17 protein-coding genes and 1 tRNA gene are annotated in these 17,149 nt (G+C 61.1%); 11 read left to right on the top strand and 7 right to left on the bottom strand.

The window, feature by feature from the left end:
• Nucleotides 1-77: 77 nt before the first annotated feature.
• The 7 genes from QU481_RS04280 (at nt 78) to QU481_RS04250 (ending at nt 4,925) form a co-directional block, all read left to right on the top strand.
• Nucleotides 78-260 carry a hypothetical protein gene (locus tag QU481_RS04280; protein ID WP_289828650.1) on the top strand — a complete coding sequence of 61 codons (183 nt, stop codon included), beginning with the start codon at nt 78-80 and terminating at the stop codon, nt 258-260.
• Nucleotides 261-530: 270 nt separating this feature from the next.
• Nucleotides 531-968: a nucleoside deaminase gene (locus tag QU481_RS04275; RefSeq protein ID WP_289828649.1), complete on the top strand. Its 438-nt coding sequence runs from the start codon at nt 531-533 to the stop codon at nt 966-968.
• A gap of 214 nt (nt 969-1,182) precedes the next feature.
• Complete coding sequence (locus QU481_RS04270) at nt 1,183-1,578, top strand: DUF488 domain-containing protein (RefSeq protein WP_289828648.1); 396 nt, start codon at nt 1,183-1,185, stop codon at nt 1,576-1,578.
• Complete coding sequence (locus QU481_RS04265; protein WP_289828647.1) at nt 1,575-2,039, top strand: GyrI-like domain-containing protein; 465 nt, start codon at nt 1,575-1,577, stop codon at nt 2,037-2,039. Before QU481_RS04270 ends, QU481_RS04265 begins: the two co-directional genes overlap by 4 nt.
• 69 nt (nt 2,040-2,108) lie before the next feature.
• A complete protein-coding gene (locus tag QU481_RS04260) occupies nt 2,109-2,648 on the top strand; it encodes a cysteine hydrolase family protein (RefSeq protein ID WP_289828646.1) in 540 nt (179 codons plus the stop codon).
• Nucleotides 2,649-2,673: 25 nt separating this feature from the next.
• Nucleotides 2,674-3,360 carry a glutathione S-transferase family protein gene (locus tag QU481_RS04255; RefSeq protein WP_289828645.1) on the top strand — a complete coding sequence of 229 codons (687 nt, stop codon included), beginning with the start codon at nt 2,674-2,676 and terminating at the stop codon, nt 3,358-3,360.
• Nucleotides 3,361-3,722: 362 nt separating this feature from the next.
• Complete coding sequence (locus QU481_RS04250; RefSeq protein ID WP_289828644.1) at nt 3,723-4,925, top strand: ammonium transporter; 1,203 nt, start codon at nt 3,723-3,725, stop codon at nt 4,923-4,925.
• A 132-nt stretch (nt 4,926-5,057) separates the two neighbouring features.
• On the opposite strand, the gene QU481_RS04245 is transcribed toward QU481_RS04250, so the two are convergent.
• From QU481_RS04245 to tgt, 7 genes are all read right to left on the bottom strand, one after another.
• Nucleotides 5,058-5,759 carry an ion channel gene (locus tag QU481_RS04245; RefSeq protein WP_289828643.1) on the bottom strand — a complete coding sequence of 234 codons (702 nt, stop codon included), beginning with the start codon at nt 5,757-5,759 and terminating at the stop codon, nt 5,058-5,060.
• A gap of 1,084 nt (nt 5,760-6,843) precedes the next feature.
• The gene (gene mutL, locus QU481_RS04240) at nt 6,844-8,727 is read right to left on the bottom strand and encodes a DNA mismatch repair endonuclease MutL (RefSeq protein WP_289828642.1); all 1,884 of its coding nucleotides are present in this window, start codon (nt 8,725-8,727) and stop codon (nt 6,844-6,846) included.
• Nucleotides 8,724-9,374 carry a DedA family protein gene (locus QU481_RS04235; RefSeq protein ID WP_289828641.1) on the bottom strand — a complete coding sequence of 217 codons (651 nt, stop codon included), beginning with the start codon at nt 9,372-9,374 and terminating at the stop codon, nt 8,724-8,726. The genes mutL and QU481_RS04235 overlap by 4 nt, the downstream gene beginning before the upstream one ends.
• 96 nt (nt 9,375-9,470) lie before the next feature.
• Nucleotides 9,471-10,406, bottom strand: coding sequence for a protein translocase subunit SecF (gene secF / locus QU481_RS04230; protein WP_289828640.1), 936 nt, complete (start codon nt 10,404-10,406; stop codon nt 9,471-9,473).
• 48 nt (nt 10,407-10,454) lie between these two features.
• Nucleotides 10,455-12,296, bottom strand: a complete 1,842-nt coding sequence (secD, locus tag QU481_RS04225; protein WP_289828639.1) for a protein translocase subunit SecD — start codon at nt 12,294-12,296, stop codon at nt 10,455-10,457.
• Nucleotides 12,297-12,355: 59 nt separating this feature from the next.
• Nucleotides 12,356-12,673, bottom strand: a complete 318-nt coding sequence (gene yajC / locus QU481_RS04220; RefSeq protein WP_289828638.1) for a preprotein translocase subunit YajC — start codon at nt 12,671-12,673, stop codon at nt 12,356-12,358.
• Nucleotides 12,674-12,814: 141 nt separating this feature from the next.
• On the bottom strand, nt 12,815-13,927 hold the full coding sequence (gene tgt, locus QU481_RS04215; RefSeq protein ID WP_289828637.1) for a tRNA guanosine(34) transglycosylase Tgt: 1,113 nt from the start codon (nt 13,925-13,927) through the stop codon (nt 12,815-12,817).
• 141 nt (nt 13,928-14,068) lie between these two features.
• Between tgt and QU481_RS04210 the strand changes: the two genes are divergently transcribed.
• The 4 genes from QU481_RS04210 to rpmI all read left to right on the top strand — a co-directional run bounded on the left by QU481_RS04210 (nt 14,069) and on the right by rpmI (nt 17,143).
• Nucleotides 14,069-14,145: transfer RNA gene (locus QU481_RS04210), tRNA-Val, on the top strand.
• A gap of 188 nt (nt 14,146-14,333) precedes the next feature.
• Complete coding sequence (thrS, locus tag QU481_RS04205; protein ID WP_289828636.1) at nt 14,334-16,235, top strand: threonine--tRNA ligase; 1,902 nt, start codon at nt 14,334-14,336, stop codon at nt 16,233-16,235.
• 33 nt (nt 16,236-16,268) lie between these two features.
• Complete coding sequence (gene infC / locus QU481_RS04200; RefSeq protein ID WP_289828635.1) at nt 16,269-16,793, top strand: translation initiation factor IF-3; 525 nt, start codon at nt 16,269-16,271, stop codon at nt 16,791-16,793.
• Nucleotides 16,794-16,945: 152 nt separating this feature from the next.
• Complete coding sequence (rpmI, locus tag QU481_RS04195) at nt 16,946-17,143, top strand: 50S ribosomal protein L35 (protein ID WP_289828634.1); 198 nt, start codon at nt 16,946-16,948, stop codon at nt 17,141-17,143.
• Nucleotides 17,144-17,149 lie beyond the last annotated feature (6 nt).

Here is a 17,149-nt window from a genome sequence, read left to right as displayed (position 1 = left end):
ATGAAGTGGGGTGTGACAAGCATGCCCGATGCTGGCCACGGTCCGTTGCCCCGTCATCCTATACCGAACAAACTCAGATGATCCTGTTGATCATCGGGCTGGTGGTGCGGCTCACCGCCAAGGAGCACAGCCTCTTCGCCTGGCTCAATCTCGACCGCAATGGCGAGCGGCGCTGGATATCGATCAAGCTGAGACGTTCGCGGTACTGGCATGCGATGGTCCTGTTCCTGCTGGCCATCAAGGCCTTGTCAGTGGCGTGATGGTTCGGCTGGTCTATGTCGGGCGATACTTGATGGGGTTCAAAATGCGAGGGACATTTTGTTTCCCATGGACATCAATGGCAAGATCAGCCATATGCTTGAGTTCTGGCCCGAGCCCAATGCTGCACCGGAAAACCGTCGGCATCTTGTGGAGACCATTGAATAATACTGAGGTTCTGTTAGCTGCGGGCCCGCGCCGAGCCGTGACACGGCCCGTTGCCAGTATGCTGATTCGTTGACACCCTATCGTGATCACAGAGGGAGGTATGCATGGACGAGTTTCTGGACGCGGCTGTTGCCGAGGCAGCAGCAGGACTGCAGGAGGGGGGGATACCCGTCGGCTCCGTGCTGGTCCACGAGGGCAAGATCATCGGGCGTGGCCACAACCTCCGGGTCCAGCGCGGCAGCGCCATCCTCCACGGAGAGATGGATGCGCTGGAGAATGCCGGCCGTCTCCCTGCCACGGTATACAGCCAGAGCGTGCTCTATACGACCCTGTCTCCGTGTGCGATGTGCTCGGGGGCGATCCTGCTCTATGGCATCCGTCATGTCGTGGTCGGCGAGAACGTCACCTTTCGCGGTGAGGAGACACTGCTACGCGAGCGTGGTGTGCGGGTCGACGTGGTGCAGGACCCACGCTGCATCGAGATGATGCGCCAGTTCATTGCGGCGAATCCAACGTTATGGAACGAGGATATCGGTGTCTGAGCCGCCCCGCCCGCGCGTTGTCGCGAGCTATCGAGCGGCGTTTATACCAGGACATGCTCATCTTTTGCGCCAATGGACGCAGTAATGATGGGCCGGGCGTGCCGCTGCCTGCTCATCATTCTGCCGGGACCGGCTAGCCTGCACAGCCCTCGGTGCAGTCCGATGGAACGGGGCCGGCAGCCTGGCCGATTCCATATTGCCAATAGGAGTCGTCATGACCATCCGAATCGTCAGACTGGGTAGCCCAAGGGCCGAAGGGGAGGGCCTACGCATCGGCACGGTGCGCCGCCCACCGCGCGGCGTGCGTAAGGAGGATTTTGCCGCCAAGGATTTCTACGACGTCTGGTTCCCGAATCTGTCGCCGACGGATGAGCTGGTGAAGGAGGCGCAGGCGGCCCAAGCCTCTCAGGACGACAAGGCCTGGGCCGCGTTCACTCGCAAGTTCGTCGCCGAGCTGAAACAGCCGGCGGCCAGCCGGGAGCTGGACCTGCTTGCCGCGCTGTCGCACCAGACTAATCTGTCGGTCGGCTGCTATTGCGAGGATGAGCGGCACTGTCATCGCTCCATCCTGCGCGAGCAACTGCTGCAGCGCGGTGCCGACGTGCAATGAGCGCGCTGACGCCGCTGCGTTTCGAGGATGGCCGACTGATGCTGCTGGCCGGGCTGCGCCAGCGGCATGCGCTGACCGAGAATGACGCCGGCTTGGGCGAACAGTGGCGCCGATTTGAGGAGCTGGGGCCGCTGCCCGGTCAGGTTGGGGAACGGCGCTATGGGGTGATGTGCGGTGCAGATGCGCAGAGCTTCGAATATAGGTGTGCGGTCGAGGTGATTGCCTTCGACGAACACGACCCTGGCCTGGGGCGGATGCGGATCACGCCACAGCGCTATGCGGTGTTCGCGCATCGTGGCACTGCGGCCACTCTGGGCAAAACCTGGCGGGCCATCCTGTTCGACTGGCTGCCGAATTCGAGCTACCGGTCGGCGCACAGGCCTGATTTCGAGTTGTATGGCGCGGGGCAGGAGCCGGCCAGACCGGACGGCGAGATCGAGATCTGGGTCGCCATCGTCTGAGGCAAGGGACTGTACACGTCATGCCATGCGCGTAATATGGGACGCTTCCCCCGTGCAAAGGATGTCCCGATGAGTTCCGCCCTGATCGTGATCGATGTGCAAAACGTGCTGTTCGAGCCCGAGCCGCGCCCCTATGAGGCCGATGCGGTGATCGACCGCATCAACGGCCTGATTGCCCGCGCCCGTACCGCCAAGGTGCCGGTGCTGTTCGTGCAGCACGAGAGCTCGGGCACGCCGATCGAATACGGCTCACCCGGCTGGGCGCTGGCGGCCGGCCTGGACGCGCGCCCGGATGACCCGGTGGTGCGCAAGACTACACCGGATTCGTTCCTACGCACCGATCTGGCCGAACGGCTGGCGGTGCTGGGTGCCACCCGGCTGGTGTTGTGCGGCTACGCGACCGAGGTGTGCGTCGATACCACTACGCGCCGAGCCGCCGGGCTCGGTTATCAGCTGACCTTGGCCGCCGACGCACATACCACCCACGACAAGACACACGCCAGTGCCGCGCAGATCCGCACACACCACAATGCCACGCTGTCGGCGATCCGCAGCTTTGGCGTGCCGATCCAGGCGTTGCCGGCAGCCGAGATCGTGTTCGATGCTTGATTTCTTTCTGACAGGAGCCTGACGCGTGTACCAACTTTACATCGCCAACAAGAACTACTCGTCCTGGTCACTGCGGCCGTGGGTGCTGCTACGCGAGCTTGCCATCCCGTTCGAGGAGCGCTTGGTGCCGTTCGCCAACGGCTCGAGCTATGAGACCTTCCGGGCCTTTTCACCGACCGGTCAGGTACCGTGCCTGCACGACGGCGGCACGGTGCTCTGGAACTCGCTGGGCATCATCGAATACCTGGCCGAACACCATGTTGGTGTCTGGCCGGCCGATGTCGCAGCGCGGGCCTGGGCACGCTGTGCCGCCGCCGAGATGCATGCCGGCTTCTTCGCACTGCGCCAGCATTGCCCAATGAACTGTGGGGTGAGAGTGAACCTGGAGACGATACCGGAGGCGCTGCAGCGTGACTTGGCGCGGCTCGATGCGCTGTGGTCGGAAGGGCTGGAGCGTTTTGGTGGGCCGTTCCTGGCCGGTTCGGCGTTCAGCGCCGTCGATGCCTTCTTCGCCCCGGTGGCGTTCCGGGTGCAGACCTACGGGCTGACGCTGGGCGCGCCGGCGCAGGCCTATGCGGCGCGGCTGCTTGCCCTGCCGTCGCTGCAGCGCTGGCAGGACGAGGCGCTGCGCGAGACCTGGCGTGAGCCCGGTCACGAGGAAGAGACCCGGAATGTCGGCACCTGGCTCGAGGATAAGCGGGCGGCGACGTGATCGACGGGCGCCGCGCTTTCTGCAGCCCGCCGAAGCATGGCCGGTTGCAGTGAAGTGCGGCCGCTGCAGTAGGAGGGCGGAGGGGGTTCTGATCGGCCACGATATCCTGCGGCCAGGAGAGGCGGGGATATTGGCCTGAAGGTGGCTGGCATAGCGAGGCTGCACCAGAATGGGACATGAGGGCTGAGGGCGTGCACTGATGTGGCGCGGATTGTCGACGCCAAAGCGACACATTGACAGGTTGATGCGCGCCATTTTTGTGCTTTTTCAGAATCAACTGAATTAAATCAGTGCATTATGTTCTTTGGCATTATGCTTGCTTATGGTGCGAGGATACTTTTTCTGCACTGAAAGCGCCCCGCATGACTCCCACCCCCACCTCGAATGACGTCTTCTTTATCCTCCTTGGCGCGATCATGATTCTTGCCATGCATGCCGGCTTTGCCTTTCTCGAGCTCGGCACGGTGCGCAAGAAGAACCAAGTCAATGCCCTGGTAAAAATCCTTACCGACTTTGCCGTCTCCGGTCTGGCCTACTTCTTCGTCGGCTACCCGCTTGCCTATGGCGTCGACTTTTGGAGCGGGGCACAGACGCTCGCCGCGCACAACGGCTATGAATTGGTGCGCTTCTTTTTCCTGCTGACCTTTGCCGCCGCGATTCCAGCCATTGTGTCCGGTGGTATCGCTGAGCGCGCCAAGTTCCATCCACAGTCGACCGCTACCTTCTTCCTGGTCGGCCTGGTCTACCCCTTTTTCGAGGGGATAGCGTGGAACGGTCATTTCGGCTTGCAAGGCTGGCTTGTGCGCACATTTGGGGCAGGGTTCCATGACTTTGCTGGTTCGGTGGTGGTGCACGCAGTGGGGGGGTGGATCGGTCTGGCCGCCGTGCTGCATCTTGGTGCCCGGCGCGGTCGCTACCATCGTGACGGTCATATCGCAGCGCATCCTCCCTCGTCGATCCCGTTCTTGGCACTAGGTGCATGGATACTGATTGTTGGCTGGTTCGGCTTCAACGTGATGAGTGCGCAGCGTATCGGTGGCATTTCGGGACTGGTGGCGATTAACTCGCTGATGGCGATGGTCGGCGGCACCATCACCGCCATGCTGCTTGGTAAGAACGATCCGGGCTTTATCCATAACGGCCCGCTCGCCGGCCTGGTCGCAGTCTGTGCGGGTTCGGATGTGATGCATCCATTGGGTGCGCTGGTGGTTGGGGCAGTGGCTGGTGCGCTGTTCGTCTGGCTTTTTACCGTCACGCAAAACCGGCTGAAGATCGATGACGTGCTCGGCGTGTGGCCACTGCATGGCGTTGGTGGTGTTTGGGGCGGTCTTGCTGCTGGGGTGTTCGGCCAGTCGTGGCTGGGCGGTTTGGGCGGAGTGAGTTTCGTCGCGCAGTTGATCGGTACCCTGCTAGGGGTGGCGATCGCCTTTGTCGGTGGTTACGTCGTATACGGTGTGATCAAGAAGGCGGTGGGGTTGCGACTGGGCGAGGAGGAGGAGTTCAATGGGGCCGACTTGTCCATCCACAAGATCACCGCTTCACCGGAGCGGGAGACAAGCTGGTGACGTTGCTGATAGGCAATAATTAGGTCTGTCGAGATAGTATTCAGAGAGGGGGCGAGCGCTCCCTTTTCTTATTAGGGTAAGCCTCACATGACCTCTAGGGGTTTCGCAGCGACTCACTCGCAGATCATGCGGTCACGATTTGTTTGTATCGGAGTCACCACCCGCCAAGTGCAATGACACGAGCCGCGCGAGTACGATTGCTGGATAGAGTTGGCCAATGAGTTCCTCGAGATTTGTGAGCGATCTCGCTTGGGGGACAAGGGGCAAAATATCGCCATACCCTGCCGTGCTCAAGGTGACAAAACTGAAGTAGACCCAAGTTGCGGGGTTGTTTGAATCCTGGCTGAGTGTGGCGCCATGAAAAGCGTTGGGAACGAAGATGCTGAGAAGCTGATAAGCCTTTGCCCAGATTAAGCCCATCAATATGTAAAGAACGACAGCTCCGTTAATCCGGTCAGCTGTTACTTTGCCAGGGCCGAACACATTAACCCCAACGGCCGCGCTAATTAGTGCAACGGCGACGAGGGTGGTTTCTTCACGTATTGTCTGCGTAAGATCGGCAGGAAACAACCAACTGGCCCAGCGTACGATAATAGCGACGAAAGCGAGCAGCGAGATCGGCGGGAAGGCTTTGGGTCGTTCTGATGCCGTTATCATGCCGGCCAGAAGGATCAACGAGAGAAGCAGATCCTGCACAAGTCGGCTGACCAGGCTGCTCCGCACCGTGAAGAACGGGATGACGAACACAGAGATGACAAGGAACACTAAAAGTACGGCCATGCTGGCCTTGCGTAGCGGTGCGAGGCGGTCTGCTATTTGCTGTGCGTATGACATCACTTCTCACCTCAAACGAATGCGGGCATTTTATTCGTTGCGCGAGCATTTCAATTAATGAAATTTAGGCTAGACGCAGCGCGATAGCAATAGGGCCATGGTCTCCCTCATCGGTGCTTTCAAAGCGCTACCGTGATCTTTAGAGGCTGTTTGAAGTCCGTGCATTGCTTGGAAGACGAGGCAGCGGCACTATCCTTTTGACATCAGCTGCGAGCAGTGATGTCCACGGTTCTAGAGACGGCTCATTTAGTAATGAGAAGGGTAGTGGTAGAGCCATCACTCTTTTGATAAGCTATTTTTTAAATATCAGCAGATTTTATGCTAAATTATCTAGTAATATGCCAGTCATATTATTGAGTGCGACAGGCCATCTGAATTTCTACCAACTTGGTATGTAAATCAATATTTTGTTTTTTATCAATTCTACTGACTTGATGATTGTCTATCATGTCGAAGCCTGATGGCTTGTCTCGCAATCTGCGTTTGGAGCCGCTAACAAAAATCCTGCTGCAGCGTTGCTGTCTCCTTGCTCCGTACTACTTGTCCTGCCTGCGTCGGCGCGCCTTGTCGCAGACGTTGTACTGAATTTTGTTAGCGGCTTTTATTGCGATGGGACCTCGCGTGATGGGGCTTCTTCTGAGTAGCAAGTGACGCATCGCATGATGAACGGCCCTTTGTCGGCCGCTGTGATAGGGGCTTCAGTGGAGTGCCGGATAGTGTCCCGCCTCGACTGATTACTGGAACTCGCCTGGCCTGACGCACTCATGGGAGAACTGTGCCGACGTGACTTGGCGCGGCTCGATCACTATGGCTGCGGTTGCGCAGAAGTCCTGGCGCGGGTCGATTTGAACAGAGCTTACTTGCCATAGGGCGAGGTGGGCGCAGCGTTGCGAGGCCACGTCGCGGGTGTGGCGGCGGTGGCTGGCACGTTCACGTTGCGCTGTGTGCCCTGGCCCACGTGGAACGGTGCATACAGGCGGGTGCTCGGTCCTGGACTTGATGGGGACAGAACCGAAAAACAAAGGGCCGTGTTCCCAGTTGAGAACACGGCCTTATATCGATGGGACCGGCCAAATAAGGGGTATTAGCGCCCGCGAAGGAACAGCCCGTCCAGCTCCTTCATGCTCAGCCGCACCCAGGTCGGGCGGCCGTGATTGCACTGGTTGGAGCGCTCGGTTGCCTCCATGTCGCGCAGCAGCGCGTTCATCTCGGCCAGGGTCAGCTGCCGGTTGGCGCGAACCGCGCCGTGACAGGCCATCGTTGCCAACAGCTCGTTGCGTCGTTCGGTCAGCACCCGGGTCATGCCCGCCTCGCGCACGTCCTTGATCACCGCGCGCGCCAGCTCCACCGGGTCGCCGTCCTTCAGCCAGATCGGCACCGCCCGCACCGCGATCTGGGTGGGGGAGAGTGGCGCGAGATCCAGGCCGAGCCGCTGCATGCCGGTTGCCTCGTCGTGCACGGTGGCAACCTCCAGCTTATCGGCGGCGAACGACACCGGCAGCAACAGTGGCTGCGATGGGATCGCGTCGGCTTCCAGCGCTGTTTTCAGTCGCTCGTAGACGATGCGCTCGTGCGCGGCGTGCATGTCGACCAGGATCAGCCCCTCGGCACACTGCGACAGGATGTAGACGCCGTGCAACTGCGCCAGCGCGAAGCCGAGCGGCGGCAGGCCGTCCGGGTCGCTGGCCGGCAGGGCCGCGGCCGTTGCCGGTGCGAATGCAGCGAGGCTGCCGACGTTGGCCGAAGCCTCGGGCAGGGCAGGGCGGTTGGCCAACCTTTGCTCGTCCTCGCGCACCCCTGCGAACATCGTCGCGTAGGTTGCACTGGCCTCGCGCGCCACCGACAGCGGCAGCGACGACTGCTGCTGGTAGATCGGCCGCGCGGTCAGCGTCGGCGCGGCGCTCGGAGCCAGGCTCGGTGCAGGGGCGGCGCCATCGCTCGGAGGCTGGCCGAAGCCGACCTGCTGCGGCGTGCTGCCGGCCACGGTGTTCGCCAGCACCTTGTTGACGCCGTGGAATACGAACTGGTGGATCGCCTGCGACTCGCGAAAGCGCACCTCGATCTTGGTCGGGTGCACGTTCACGTCGACGCCCTCCGGCGGCAGCGTTAGGAACAGCGCGTAGCAGGGGTGGCGCTCGTGGTGCAGTACATCGCGGAACGCCTGGCGGATCGCGTGCTGCGCCAGCTTGTCGCGCACGAAGCGGCCGTTCACGTAGAAGTACTGCGCGTCGCGGCTGGCCTTGGAATAGGTCGGGCTGGCCACCAGGCCGCGCAGCGTCAAGCCGGCGGCCTCGGCATCCACGGTCAGCGCCGCGTCGACGAAGTCGCGGCCGAGGATGGCGCCAATGCGTTCGGCCAACGTTTGCGCCGGCAGCCGCTGCACCACCTTGCCATTGTGGCGCAGCAGGAACTCGACGTGCGGGTGCGCCAGCGCGATGCGCTCGAAGGTGGCCGAGCAGTGTGCGTACTCGGTCGCCTCGCTCTTCAGAAACTTGCGCCGCGCCGGGGTGTTGAAGTACAGGTCGACCACCTCGACGCTGGTGCCTTCCGGATGTGCAGCGGGCTCGACCGGGTGCAGTGTGCCGTCGATCGCGACGATCTGGTGCGCGTGCGCGCTGTCCTGTGGGCGACTAGTCAGCGTCAACCGCGACACCGAGGCGACACTGGCGAGCCCCTCACCACGAAAACCCAGCGTGGCGACCGACTCCAGGTCGGACAGGCTGTGGATCTTGCTGGTGGCGTGGCGGTCGAGCGCTAGCGGCAGGTCGTCCGGCGCGATACCACTGCCGTTGTCGGTGACGCGGATCAGCTTGATGCCGCCCTGCGCCAGGTCGACGCTGATCTTGCCGGCACCGGCGTCCAGGCTGTTTTCCAGCATCTCCTTCAGCGCCGACGCCGGGCGCTCCACCACCTCGCCGGCGGCGATCTGGTTGACCAGGTGGTCGGGCAGGCGTTGGATGCGCTTCATGCGGCAACGCGTGCCTTGCGCTTCTGGCGGACGAACTCGATCAGGCCAGGCAGGATGGACACGAAGATGATGCCGACGATCAATAGCGACAAGTTGGACTTGATCACCGGCAGGTTGCCGAAGAAGAAGCCGAGGTAGGTGAAGCTGCCAACCCATGCCACTGCGCCGATCACGTTGAAGAACAGGAAGCGACCGTAGCTCATCTCGCCGGCGCCGGCCACGAACGGCGCGAAGGTGCGCACGATGGGCACGAAGCGGGCGAGGATGATGGTCTTGCCGCCGTGGCGCTCGTAGAAGGCGTGGGTCTTGTCAAGGTATTCGCGACGGAAGATCTTCGAGTTCGGGTTGGCGAACAGCTTCAGCCCGAGCTTGCGGCCGATGGTGTAGTTGACGGTATCACCGACGATCGCGGCGGCAATCAACAGGCCGACCAACAGGTGCACGTCCAGCGCGCCGGTGGCCGATAGGGTGCCGGCGACGAACAACAGCGAGTCGCCCGGCAGGAATGGCGTCACGACCAGGCCCGTTTCGCAGAACAGTATCAGGAACAGGATCGCGTAGGTGAGCGAGCCGAAGGAGGAGACCAGCTCGGCTAGGTGCTTGTCGATATGCAGGATGAAGTCGATCAGAAAGGTGATGGCGTCCATAGGCTCGCGTGGATGACGGTGAGGATTGTTATGTTGGCCGAAAGGGCGGCGGATGCAAAACTGGCCGGACAAGCCGGCCAGTGACGCCCTGGAAGCTCAGACAACCGCTTCCTGTTTTTGTTTTGGCGGCTTGATCAGATTCTCGCGCGACAGGCCCAGCCACATCACGATCGGGCTGGCGACCAGCACCGACGAGTAGATGCCGAAGATGATGCCGATGGTCAGCGCGGTGGCGAAGCCGTGCAGCGCCGCACCGCCGAAGATCAGCATCGACAGCACCATCGCCTCGGTCGAGCCGTGGGTGATGATGGTCCGGCTCATCGTCGAGGTGATCGCGTTGTCGATCACTTGGGCGACGGTCTTGCCGCGCATTGCCGGCTTGCGGAAGTTTTCGCGGATCCGGTCGAATACCACCACCGACTCGTTCACCGAGTAGCCCAGTACCGCCAGCACACCGGCCAGCACGGTCAGCGAGAACTCCCACTGGAAGAACGCGAAGCAGCCGAGAATGATCACCACGTCGTGCATGTTGGCGATGATCGCTGCCACTGCGAAGCGCCATTCGAAGCGCACCGCGAGATAGATCATGATGCCTATGCACACTAGGATCACCGCGGTCAGACCGTGGGTGACCAGCTCCTGGCCCACCTGCGGGCCGATGAACTCGACCTTGCGCAGGTCGACCTGGGTGTTGCCGTCTTTCAGGTACTGCATCACCTGCTCGGACAGCTGCGCCGAAGAGCGGTTGCCCTTGTTCGGCAGGCGGATCATCACGTCACGGCTGGTGCCGAGGTTCTGCACGGCAACGTCGCCCATGCCGAGCTTGTCGAGGCGGTGGCGCACGTCGCTTAGCTCGGCGGCCTGCGCATACTGCACCTCGAGCACGGTGCCGCCGGTGAATTCCACCGAGAAGTTCAGGCCACGGATGACCAGGAAGACCACGGCCAGCACGAAGGTCACCAGCGAGATCGTGGTGGTGAGCCGGCCGTAGCTCATGAACGGGATGTCCCGTTTGATGCGGAAAAACTCCATGATGTCCTCTGCGCTACATCGGGCCGGCATGGAGCCGGCCCCGTTGGCTTACTGTTGCGGTTTCCAGATCTGGCCGATCGAGATCGAGGCCAGTCGGCGCTTGCGGCCGTACCACAGGTTGACGAGGCCGCGCGACACGAACACCGACGAGAACATCGAGGTCAGAATGCCGAGGCAGTGCACCACGGCGAAACCGCGCACCGGGCCGGAGCCGAAGATCAACAGTGCCAGACCCGCGATCAGCGAGGTGACGTTCGAGTCGATGATGGTCGCCCACGCGTGCTGGTAGCCGGCCTGGATCGCCGATGCCGGCGGGAAGCCATGGCGCAGTTCCTCGCGGATCCGCTCGTTGATCAGCACGTTCGAGTCGATCGCCATACCCAGCGTCAGCGCGATCGCCGCGATACCAGGCAGCGTCAGCGTCGCCTGCAGCATCGACAGGATCGCCACCAGGAACAGCAGGTTGCAGCCCAGCGACAGTGCCGAGATCACGCCGAACACGCGGTAGTAGATGAACATGAACACCGCGATCGCCGCGAAGCCCCACATCGTCGAGTGGAAGCCCTTGTCGATGTTATCCTTGCCGAGGCTCGGGCCGATGGTGCGCTCTTCGATGATCTGCATCGGAGCGGCCAGCGAACCGGCGCGCAGCAGCAGCGCCACGTCGTTGGCTTCGGCGGCGTTCATGCTGCCGGAGATTTCCACGCGACCGCCGCCGATTTCACTGCGGATCACCGGCGCGGTCACCACTTCGCTCTTGCCTTTTTCGACCAGGATCATCGCCATGCGCTTGCCGATGTTCTCACCAGTCACCTGGCGGAAGATCGACGCACCGGCCGAGTCGAGGTTGATGTTCACCGCCGGCGCGCCGTTCTGATCGAAGCCAGGCTGCGCGTCGTTGATGTTGTCGCCGGTCAGCTCGACGTCCTTCTTCACCAGAATCTTGGTCGGGCCGCGCGGGGTCAGCTCGTCCAAGAGGTCGTAGCCCACCGGCACATTGCCGGCCATCGCTTCGGCCATCTTGGCCGGGTCGTCTTCGACCATGCGCACTTCCAGCGTCGCGGTGCGGCCGAGGATGTCCTTGGCCTTGGCGGTGTCCTGTACGCCCGGCAATTGCACCACAATGCGGTCGGCGCCAGCCTGCTGGATGATCGGCTCGGCCACGCCCAGCTCGTTCACCCGGTTGTGCAGGGTGGTGATGTTCTGCTTCACCGCGTCGCTTTGCAGGCGGGTGATCTCTTCCGGCTTCAGCGTCAGCGTCAGTTTATAGCTGGTGTCGTCGCTGTTCTGGGTCAGGGTCGGCAGTTGGCGCGCGATGATGTCGGCCGCGTTGTTCAGCGTTTCCTTGTCACGCAGCTGCAGCACCAGTGTGTTGCCGGCGCGGGTGATCGTGCCATAGCGTACCTGCTTGTTCTTCAGCTCGCGGCGGATGTCGCCGGAGTAGCGCTCCATCGTCTTGTCGAGCGCGGCCTTCATGTCGACTTGCAGCAGGAAGTGCACGCCGCCGCGCAGGTCCAGGCCCAGGAACATCGGGTTGGCCTTGATCTGCGACATCCAGGTCGGCGACGCGGCCAACAGGTTCAGCGCGATGATGTAGTTGTCCCCCAGCGTCTGCTGGATCACATCGCGTGCCTTGATCTGGGTGTCGGTGTCCTTGAAGCGGACCTTCAGGCTGCTGCCATCCAGATACATACCATCCGGGGTCAGTTTGTTGGCCTTGAGTGCGTCTTCGATGCGGCCCATCAGCGCGGTGTCGACCGGGATCGACTGTCGGGAGCTGGAGATCTGGACCGCCGGGGTTTCGCCAAAGAAGTTCGGTAGCGTGTAGATCGTCGCAACGATCAGCGCCACCACGATGACGATGTATTTCCAGAGCGGGTAGCGGTTCATGGATTAAGGATATCCATAAGGCACGGGGTCGCCGATCTTGTCGGCGACCCCGGCGCGGGTTACAGAGACTTGAGGGTGCCTTTTTCCAGCTTGGCGGTGATCGCGCCGCGCTGTACGTTGATTTCGACGCCATTGGCGATTTCAACGGTGATGAACTGTTCGCCCGACTTAGTGACTCGGCCGGCTACGCCGCCCTGGGTGATCACTTCGTCGCCTTTGAGCAACTCGGACAGCATCTTCTGATGTTCCTTGGCACGCTTCTGCTGCGGGCGCACCAGCAGGAACCAGAACAGCACGAAGATCACGACCATCGGCAGGAAGCCCATCAGGTCGAGGCCACCCACGGTGGTGTTGGCGAATGCCGGGGTAATAAACATGTGTATCCCTCTCTTATTGATTCGTCGTTGTCGATGATCCGGAGCCGAGCATTGTAGCGACCGGCCCCGGGTTTTCCAACCAGCCTGAAAGTTGGCCGAAAGCCTTGTCAGACTGTGATCGGCGACGATGGTTCGGATGCCTTATGCGCCGCGCGCGCGCTTCATCGCAAACTCGGCGCGGTAGTCCTCGAAACGGTCATCCTCAATCGCCTGACGAATCTCGCGCATCAGTTCCTGGTAGTAGTACAGGTTGTGGATGGTGTTCAGGCGCGCGCCGAGAATCTCGCCGACGCGATGCAGATGGTGCAGGTAGGCGCGGCTGAAGTGCTGGCAGGTGTAGCAGCCGCAGGCTTCGTCGAGCGGACGCTTGTCGTCCTTGTGCTTGGCGTTCTTGATCTTGACGTCGCCCCACTGGGTGAAGATCCAGCCGTTGCGCGCATTGCGGGTCGGCATCACGCAGTCGAACATGTCGATGCCGTTGGCGACGCCGTGCACCAAGTCCTCCGGCGTGCCCACGCCCATCAGATAGTGCGGCTTCTCGGGCGGCAGCATGTCCTTGAGCTCGGTGAGCATGCGGTACATCTCTGGCTTCGGCTCGCCGACCGACAGCCCGCCGATCGCGATGCCGTCGAAACCGATCTGCATCAGCCCCTCCAGCGACTCCTGACGCAAATCGGTGTAAAGGTTGCCCTGCACGATGCCGAACAGCGCGTTCGGGTTCTTCAGATCGTTGAAGGCGCGGCGCGAGCGCTCGGCCCAACGCAGGCTCATCTGCAACGAGTCGCGTGCGGTCTTGTGGTCGACCTGGCCCGGCGTGCATTCGTCCAGCTGCATCACGATGTCCGAGTTGAGCACCGTCTGGATCTTCATCGACACCTCTGGCGACAAGAACAGCTTGTCGCCGTTCACCGGGCTCTGGAAGGTGCAGCCTTCCTCTGTCAGCTTCCGCATATCGGTCAGCGAAAACACCTGAAAGCCGCCCGAGTCGGTCAGAATCGGCTTGTCCCAGCCGATGAACTCGTGCAGACCGCCAAACTGCTCGACGATTTCCAGGCCCGGACGCAACCACAGGTGGAAGGTATTGCCGAGAATGATCTGCGCGCCGATCTCGTTCAGCTCCAGCGGGCTCATCGCCTTGACCGAGCCGTAGGTACCCACCGGCTGGAAAACCGGGGTCTCCACGACGCCATGATTGAGCACCAGCGTGCCACGGCGGGCACCGCCGGAGGTCTTGTGTACGGTAAACTGCAACATGTTTGACGTTGAAATGTTCGAGAATTGGTGAAGAAAATCAGCGTGCTAGTATAACCGAATGCGCCGGGCATCGCCTGTCTTGTGAAAAAGGGCTTGCATTTGTTCTGTGGCGTGTTTAAGATGGCGTCCTCTGCTGATTGCAGGCACGTAGCTCAGCTGGTTAGAGCACCACCTTGACATGGTGGGGGTCGTTGGTTCGAGTCCAATCGTGCCTACCAAACATTATCGATGGAGCAAGCGGAATGAAATTCCGAACTACCACTACCCGTATCGCCCGGTGACGAGCCATGCGGGGTTTTGCTCCAAAGACCCTGAAAGACGAAAAAGTGCGGCTCGTGCCGCACTTTTTTTTTGCCCTTTTTGCTAGCGCGTGCGACAACGTGCTCATTGATAGCTGGAGTTTGACATGCCTGACATTCGCCTGCCCGACGGTTCCATCCGCTCCTTCGAGCAACCGGTCACCGTCCACGATGTTGCCGCCTCGATCGGTGCTGGTCTGGCCCGCGCTGCGCTGGCCGGCAAGGTCGACGGCCAGCTGGTCGACACTTCATACCTGATCAAGAACGATGCCGACCTCGCGATCGTCACCGACAAGGACGCCGACGGTCTGTCGATCATCCGCCACTCCACTGCCCACCTGCTGGCTTATGCGGTGAAGGAGCTGTTCCCTGAGGCGCAGGTGACCATCGGGCCGGAAATCGAAAACGGTTTCTACTACGACTTCGCCTACAAGCGTCCGTTCACCCCGGAAGACCTGCTGGCGATCGAGAAGAAGATGGCCGAGCTTGCGAAGAAGGACATTCCGGTCGAGCGTTACGAGTTGCCGCGCGACGAGGCAATCGCCTACTTCAAATCGATCGGCGAGGCTTACAAGGCCGAGATCATCGAGTCGATCCCGCAGGGTGAGGTGCTGTCCCTTTATAAGGAGGGTGACTTCACCGACCTGTGTCGCGGTCCGCACGTGCCGTCCACCGGCAAGCTGAAGGTGTTCAAGCTGATGAAGGTGGCTGGTGCCTACTGGCGCGGCGACAGCAAGAACGAGATGCTGCAGCGCGTCTATGGCACTGCCTGGGCCAAGAAGGAAGACCTCGAGCAGTACCTGTTCATGCTGGAGGAGGCCGAGAAGCGCGACCACCGTCGCCTCGGCAAGGTGCTTGACCTGTTCCACATGCAGGACGAGGCGCCGGGCATGGTGTTCTGGCATCCGAAGGGCTGGTCGCTGTGGCAGTCGGTCGAACAGTACATGCGCAACCGTCTGACCGAGGCCGGCTACCAGGAAGTGCGCACCCCGCTGATGATGGACCGCAGTCTGTGGGAGAAGTCCGGTCATTGGGAAAACTATCGCGACAACATGTTCACCACAGAGTCGGAAAAGCGTGACTACGCGGTGAAGCCGATGAACTGTCCGGGCCACGTACAGATCTTCAATAGCGGCCTGCGTTCCTACCGCGACCTGCCGCTGCGCCTGGCCGAATTCGGTGCCTGTCACCGCAACGAGCCGTCCGGGGCGCTGCACGGCCTGATGCGTGTGCGCGGTTTTACCCAGGACGATGCGCACATCTTCTGCACCGAAGATCAGCTGATCGACGAGGCGAAGGCCTTCCACAAATTGGCGATGAGCGTCTACGACGATTTCGGCTTCGAGCATGTGGCGGTGAAGCTGAGCTTGCGTCCGGAAAAGCGTGCCGGTTCCGAAGAGGTGTGGGACAAGGCTGAAGCCGGCCTGCGCGCTGCGCTGACCGCTTGCGGCGTGGAGTGGGAGGAGTTGCCGGGCGAGGGCGCCTTCTACGGTCCGAAGGTGGAATACCACATCAAGGACGCGATCGGCCGTTCCTGGCAGTGCGGCACTCTGCAGCTCGACTTCGTGCTGCCGGAACGCCTGGGGCCGGAATATGTCGCCGAAGACAACACCCGCAAGCCGCCGGTGATGCTGCACCGTGCGATCGTTGGCTCGATGGAGCGCTTCCTCGGTATCTTGATCGAGAACTTCGGCGGGGCCTTCCCGGTATGGCTGGCTCCGGTGCAGTTGGTGGTGATGAATATCACTGAAGCGCAGGCTGATTACGCCACCAGCATTGCGGAAGCGCTGAAAAAACAAGGCTTCCGCGTCGAGCTCGACTTGAGAAACGAGAAGATCAGCTATAAAATTCGCGAACACAGCCTGCAAAAGCTGCCGTACCAGATCATCGTGGGCGACAAGGAAAAGGCAGGCGGTTTGGTTGCCGTACGTGCCCGCGGCGAGGACCTCGGGCAACTCACGCTGGACGGCTTTGTTGAGCGTCTTAAGGCAGAATTGCCCGCAGCGTAAGGCGGCAGGCTTGATGAATAAGTAATAGGAGATTTGGCTATAGCTCAGGAACGCGAAGCACGGATCAACGGCGAAATTACCGCCCGCGAACTCCGTCTGGTAGGCACAGAAGGCGAGCAGCTCGGTATCGTGAGTCTGCGTGAAGCAATGGCGTTGGCCGAAGAGAAGGATGTCGATCTGGTGGAGATTTCCCCGACCGCGCAGCCTCCGGTGGCCAAGCTGATGGACTACGGCAAGTTTAAGTACGAAACGTCCAAGAAAAAGCACGAAGCCAAGCAGAAGCAGAAGCAGATCCAGATCAAGGAAGTGAAATTCCGTCCGGGCACTGACGATGGCGACTACAACGTCAAGATGCGCAATCTGGTCCGCTTCCTGACCGACGGCGATAAGGCCAAGATCACGCTGCGCTTCCGCGGTCGTGAGATGGCTCACCAGGACATCGGCCTGGCGCTGCTCAAGCGTGTCGAGGCCGACTTGGCCGAGATCGGCACGGTCGAGCAGTTCCCGCGCCTGGAAGGTCGTCAGATGGTAATGATGGTTGCCCCGAAGAAGAAATAATCGGGTATAATCATCGACTTGGCACGGCAGGGTGACCTGCCGTGTTGATTTTGTGCTGCCCGATTCGGGCGGCGAAAAGCGTGGTGCATGGGTTTCAAGTATCGCAAGATCACCCAGCGCCGAATCTAAGAAAATTCTGCAGGAGCTTTTCCATGCCGAAGATGAAAACCAAGTCGAGCGCGAAAAAACGCTTGAAAGTGTTGGGCAATGGTGGTGTGAAGCGTTCGTTCGCCTTCAAACGTCACATTCTGACCAAGAAGACCACCAAGACCAAACGCCAGCTGCGCGGTACCACCATGGTACGTGCTTGCGATATGGCGTCTGTCGCTAAAATGCTGCCCTACGCTTAAGGAGTT

The sequence above is a fragment of the Crenobacter oryzisoli genome (genome assembly GCF_030385785.1).
GTDB classification, from domain to species: domain Bacteria; phylum Pseudomonadota; class Gammaproteobacteria; order Burkholderiales; family Chromobacteriaceae; genus Crenobacter_A; species Crenobacter_A oryzisoli.
The sequence above is the reverse complement of the archived record's forward strand: the minus strand, read 5'-3'. Positions and strand labels throughout refer to the sequence as shown.

Bases quoted from the DNA above. Each gene is read 5' to 3' on its own strand.
- QU481_RS04280 (WP_289828650.1), top strand. From the start codon at position 78: ATGATCCTGTTGATCATCGGGCTGGTGGTGCGGCTCACCGCCAAGGAG.
- QU481_RS04275 (WP_289828649.1), top strand. From the start codon at position 531: ATGGACGAGTTTCTGGACGCGGCTGTTGCCGAGGCAGCAGCAGGACTG.
- QU481_RS04270 (WP_289828648.1), top strand. From the start codon at position 1,183: ATGACCATCCGAATCGTCAGACTGGGTAGCCCAAGGGCCGAAGGGGAG.
- QU481_RS04265 (WP_289828647.1), top strand. From the start codon at position 1,575: ATGAGCGCGCTGACGCCGCTGCGTTTCGAGGATGGCCGACTGATGCTG.
- QU481_RS04260 (WP_289828646.1), top strand. From the start codon at position 2,109: ATGAGTTCCGCCCTGATCGTGATCGATGTGCAAAACGTGCTGTTCGAG.
- QU481_RS04250 (WP_289828644.1), top strand. From the start codon at position 3,723: ATGACTCCCACCCCCACCTCGAATGACGTCTTCTTTATCCTCCTTGGC.
- QU481_RS04245 (WP_289828643.1), bottom strand. From the start codon at position 5,759: ATGTCATACGCACAGCAAATAGCAGACCGCCTCGCACCGCTACGCAAG.
- mutL (WP_289828642.1), bottom strand. From the start codon at position 8,727: ATGAAGCGCATCCAACGCCTGCCCGACCACCTGGTCAACCAGATCGCC.
- QU481_RS04235 (WP_289828641.1), bottom strand. From the start codon at position 9,374: ATGGACGCCATCACCTTTCTGATCGACTTCATCCTGCATATCGACAAG.
- secF (WP_289828640.1), bottom strand. From the start codon at position 10,406: ATGGAGTTTTTCCGCATCAAACGGGACATCCCGTTCATGAGCTACGGC.
- secD (WP_289828639.1), bottom strand. From the start codon at position 12,296: ATGAACCGCTACCCGCTCTGGAAATACATCGTCATCGTGGTGGCGCTG.
- yajC (WP_289828638.1), bottom strand. From the start codon at position 12,673: ATGTTTATTACCCCGGCATTCGCCAACACCACCGTGGGTGGCCTCGAC.
- tgt (WP_289828637.1), bottom strand. From the start codon at position 13,927: ATGTTGCAGTTTACCGTACACAAGACCTCCGGCGGTGCCCGCCGTGGC.
- thrS (WP_289828636.1), top strand. From the start codon at position 14,334: ATGCCTGACATTCGCCTGCCCGACGGTTCCATCCGCTCCTTCGAGCAA.
- rpmI (WP_289828634.1), top strand. From the start codon at position 16,946: ATGCCGAAGATGAAAACCAAGTCGAGCGCGAAAAAACGCTTGAAAGTG.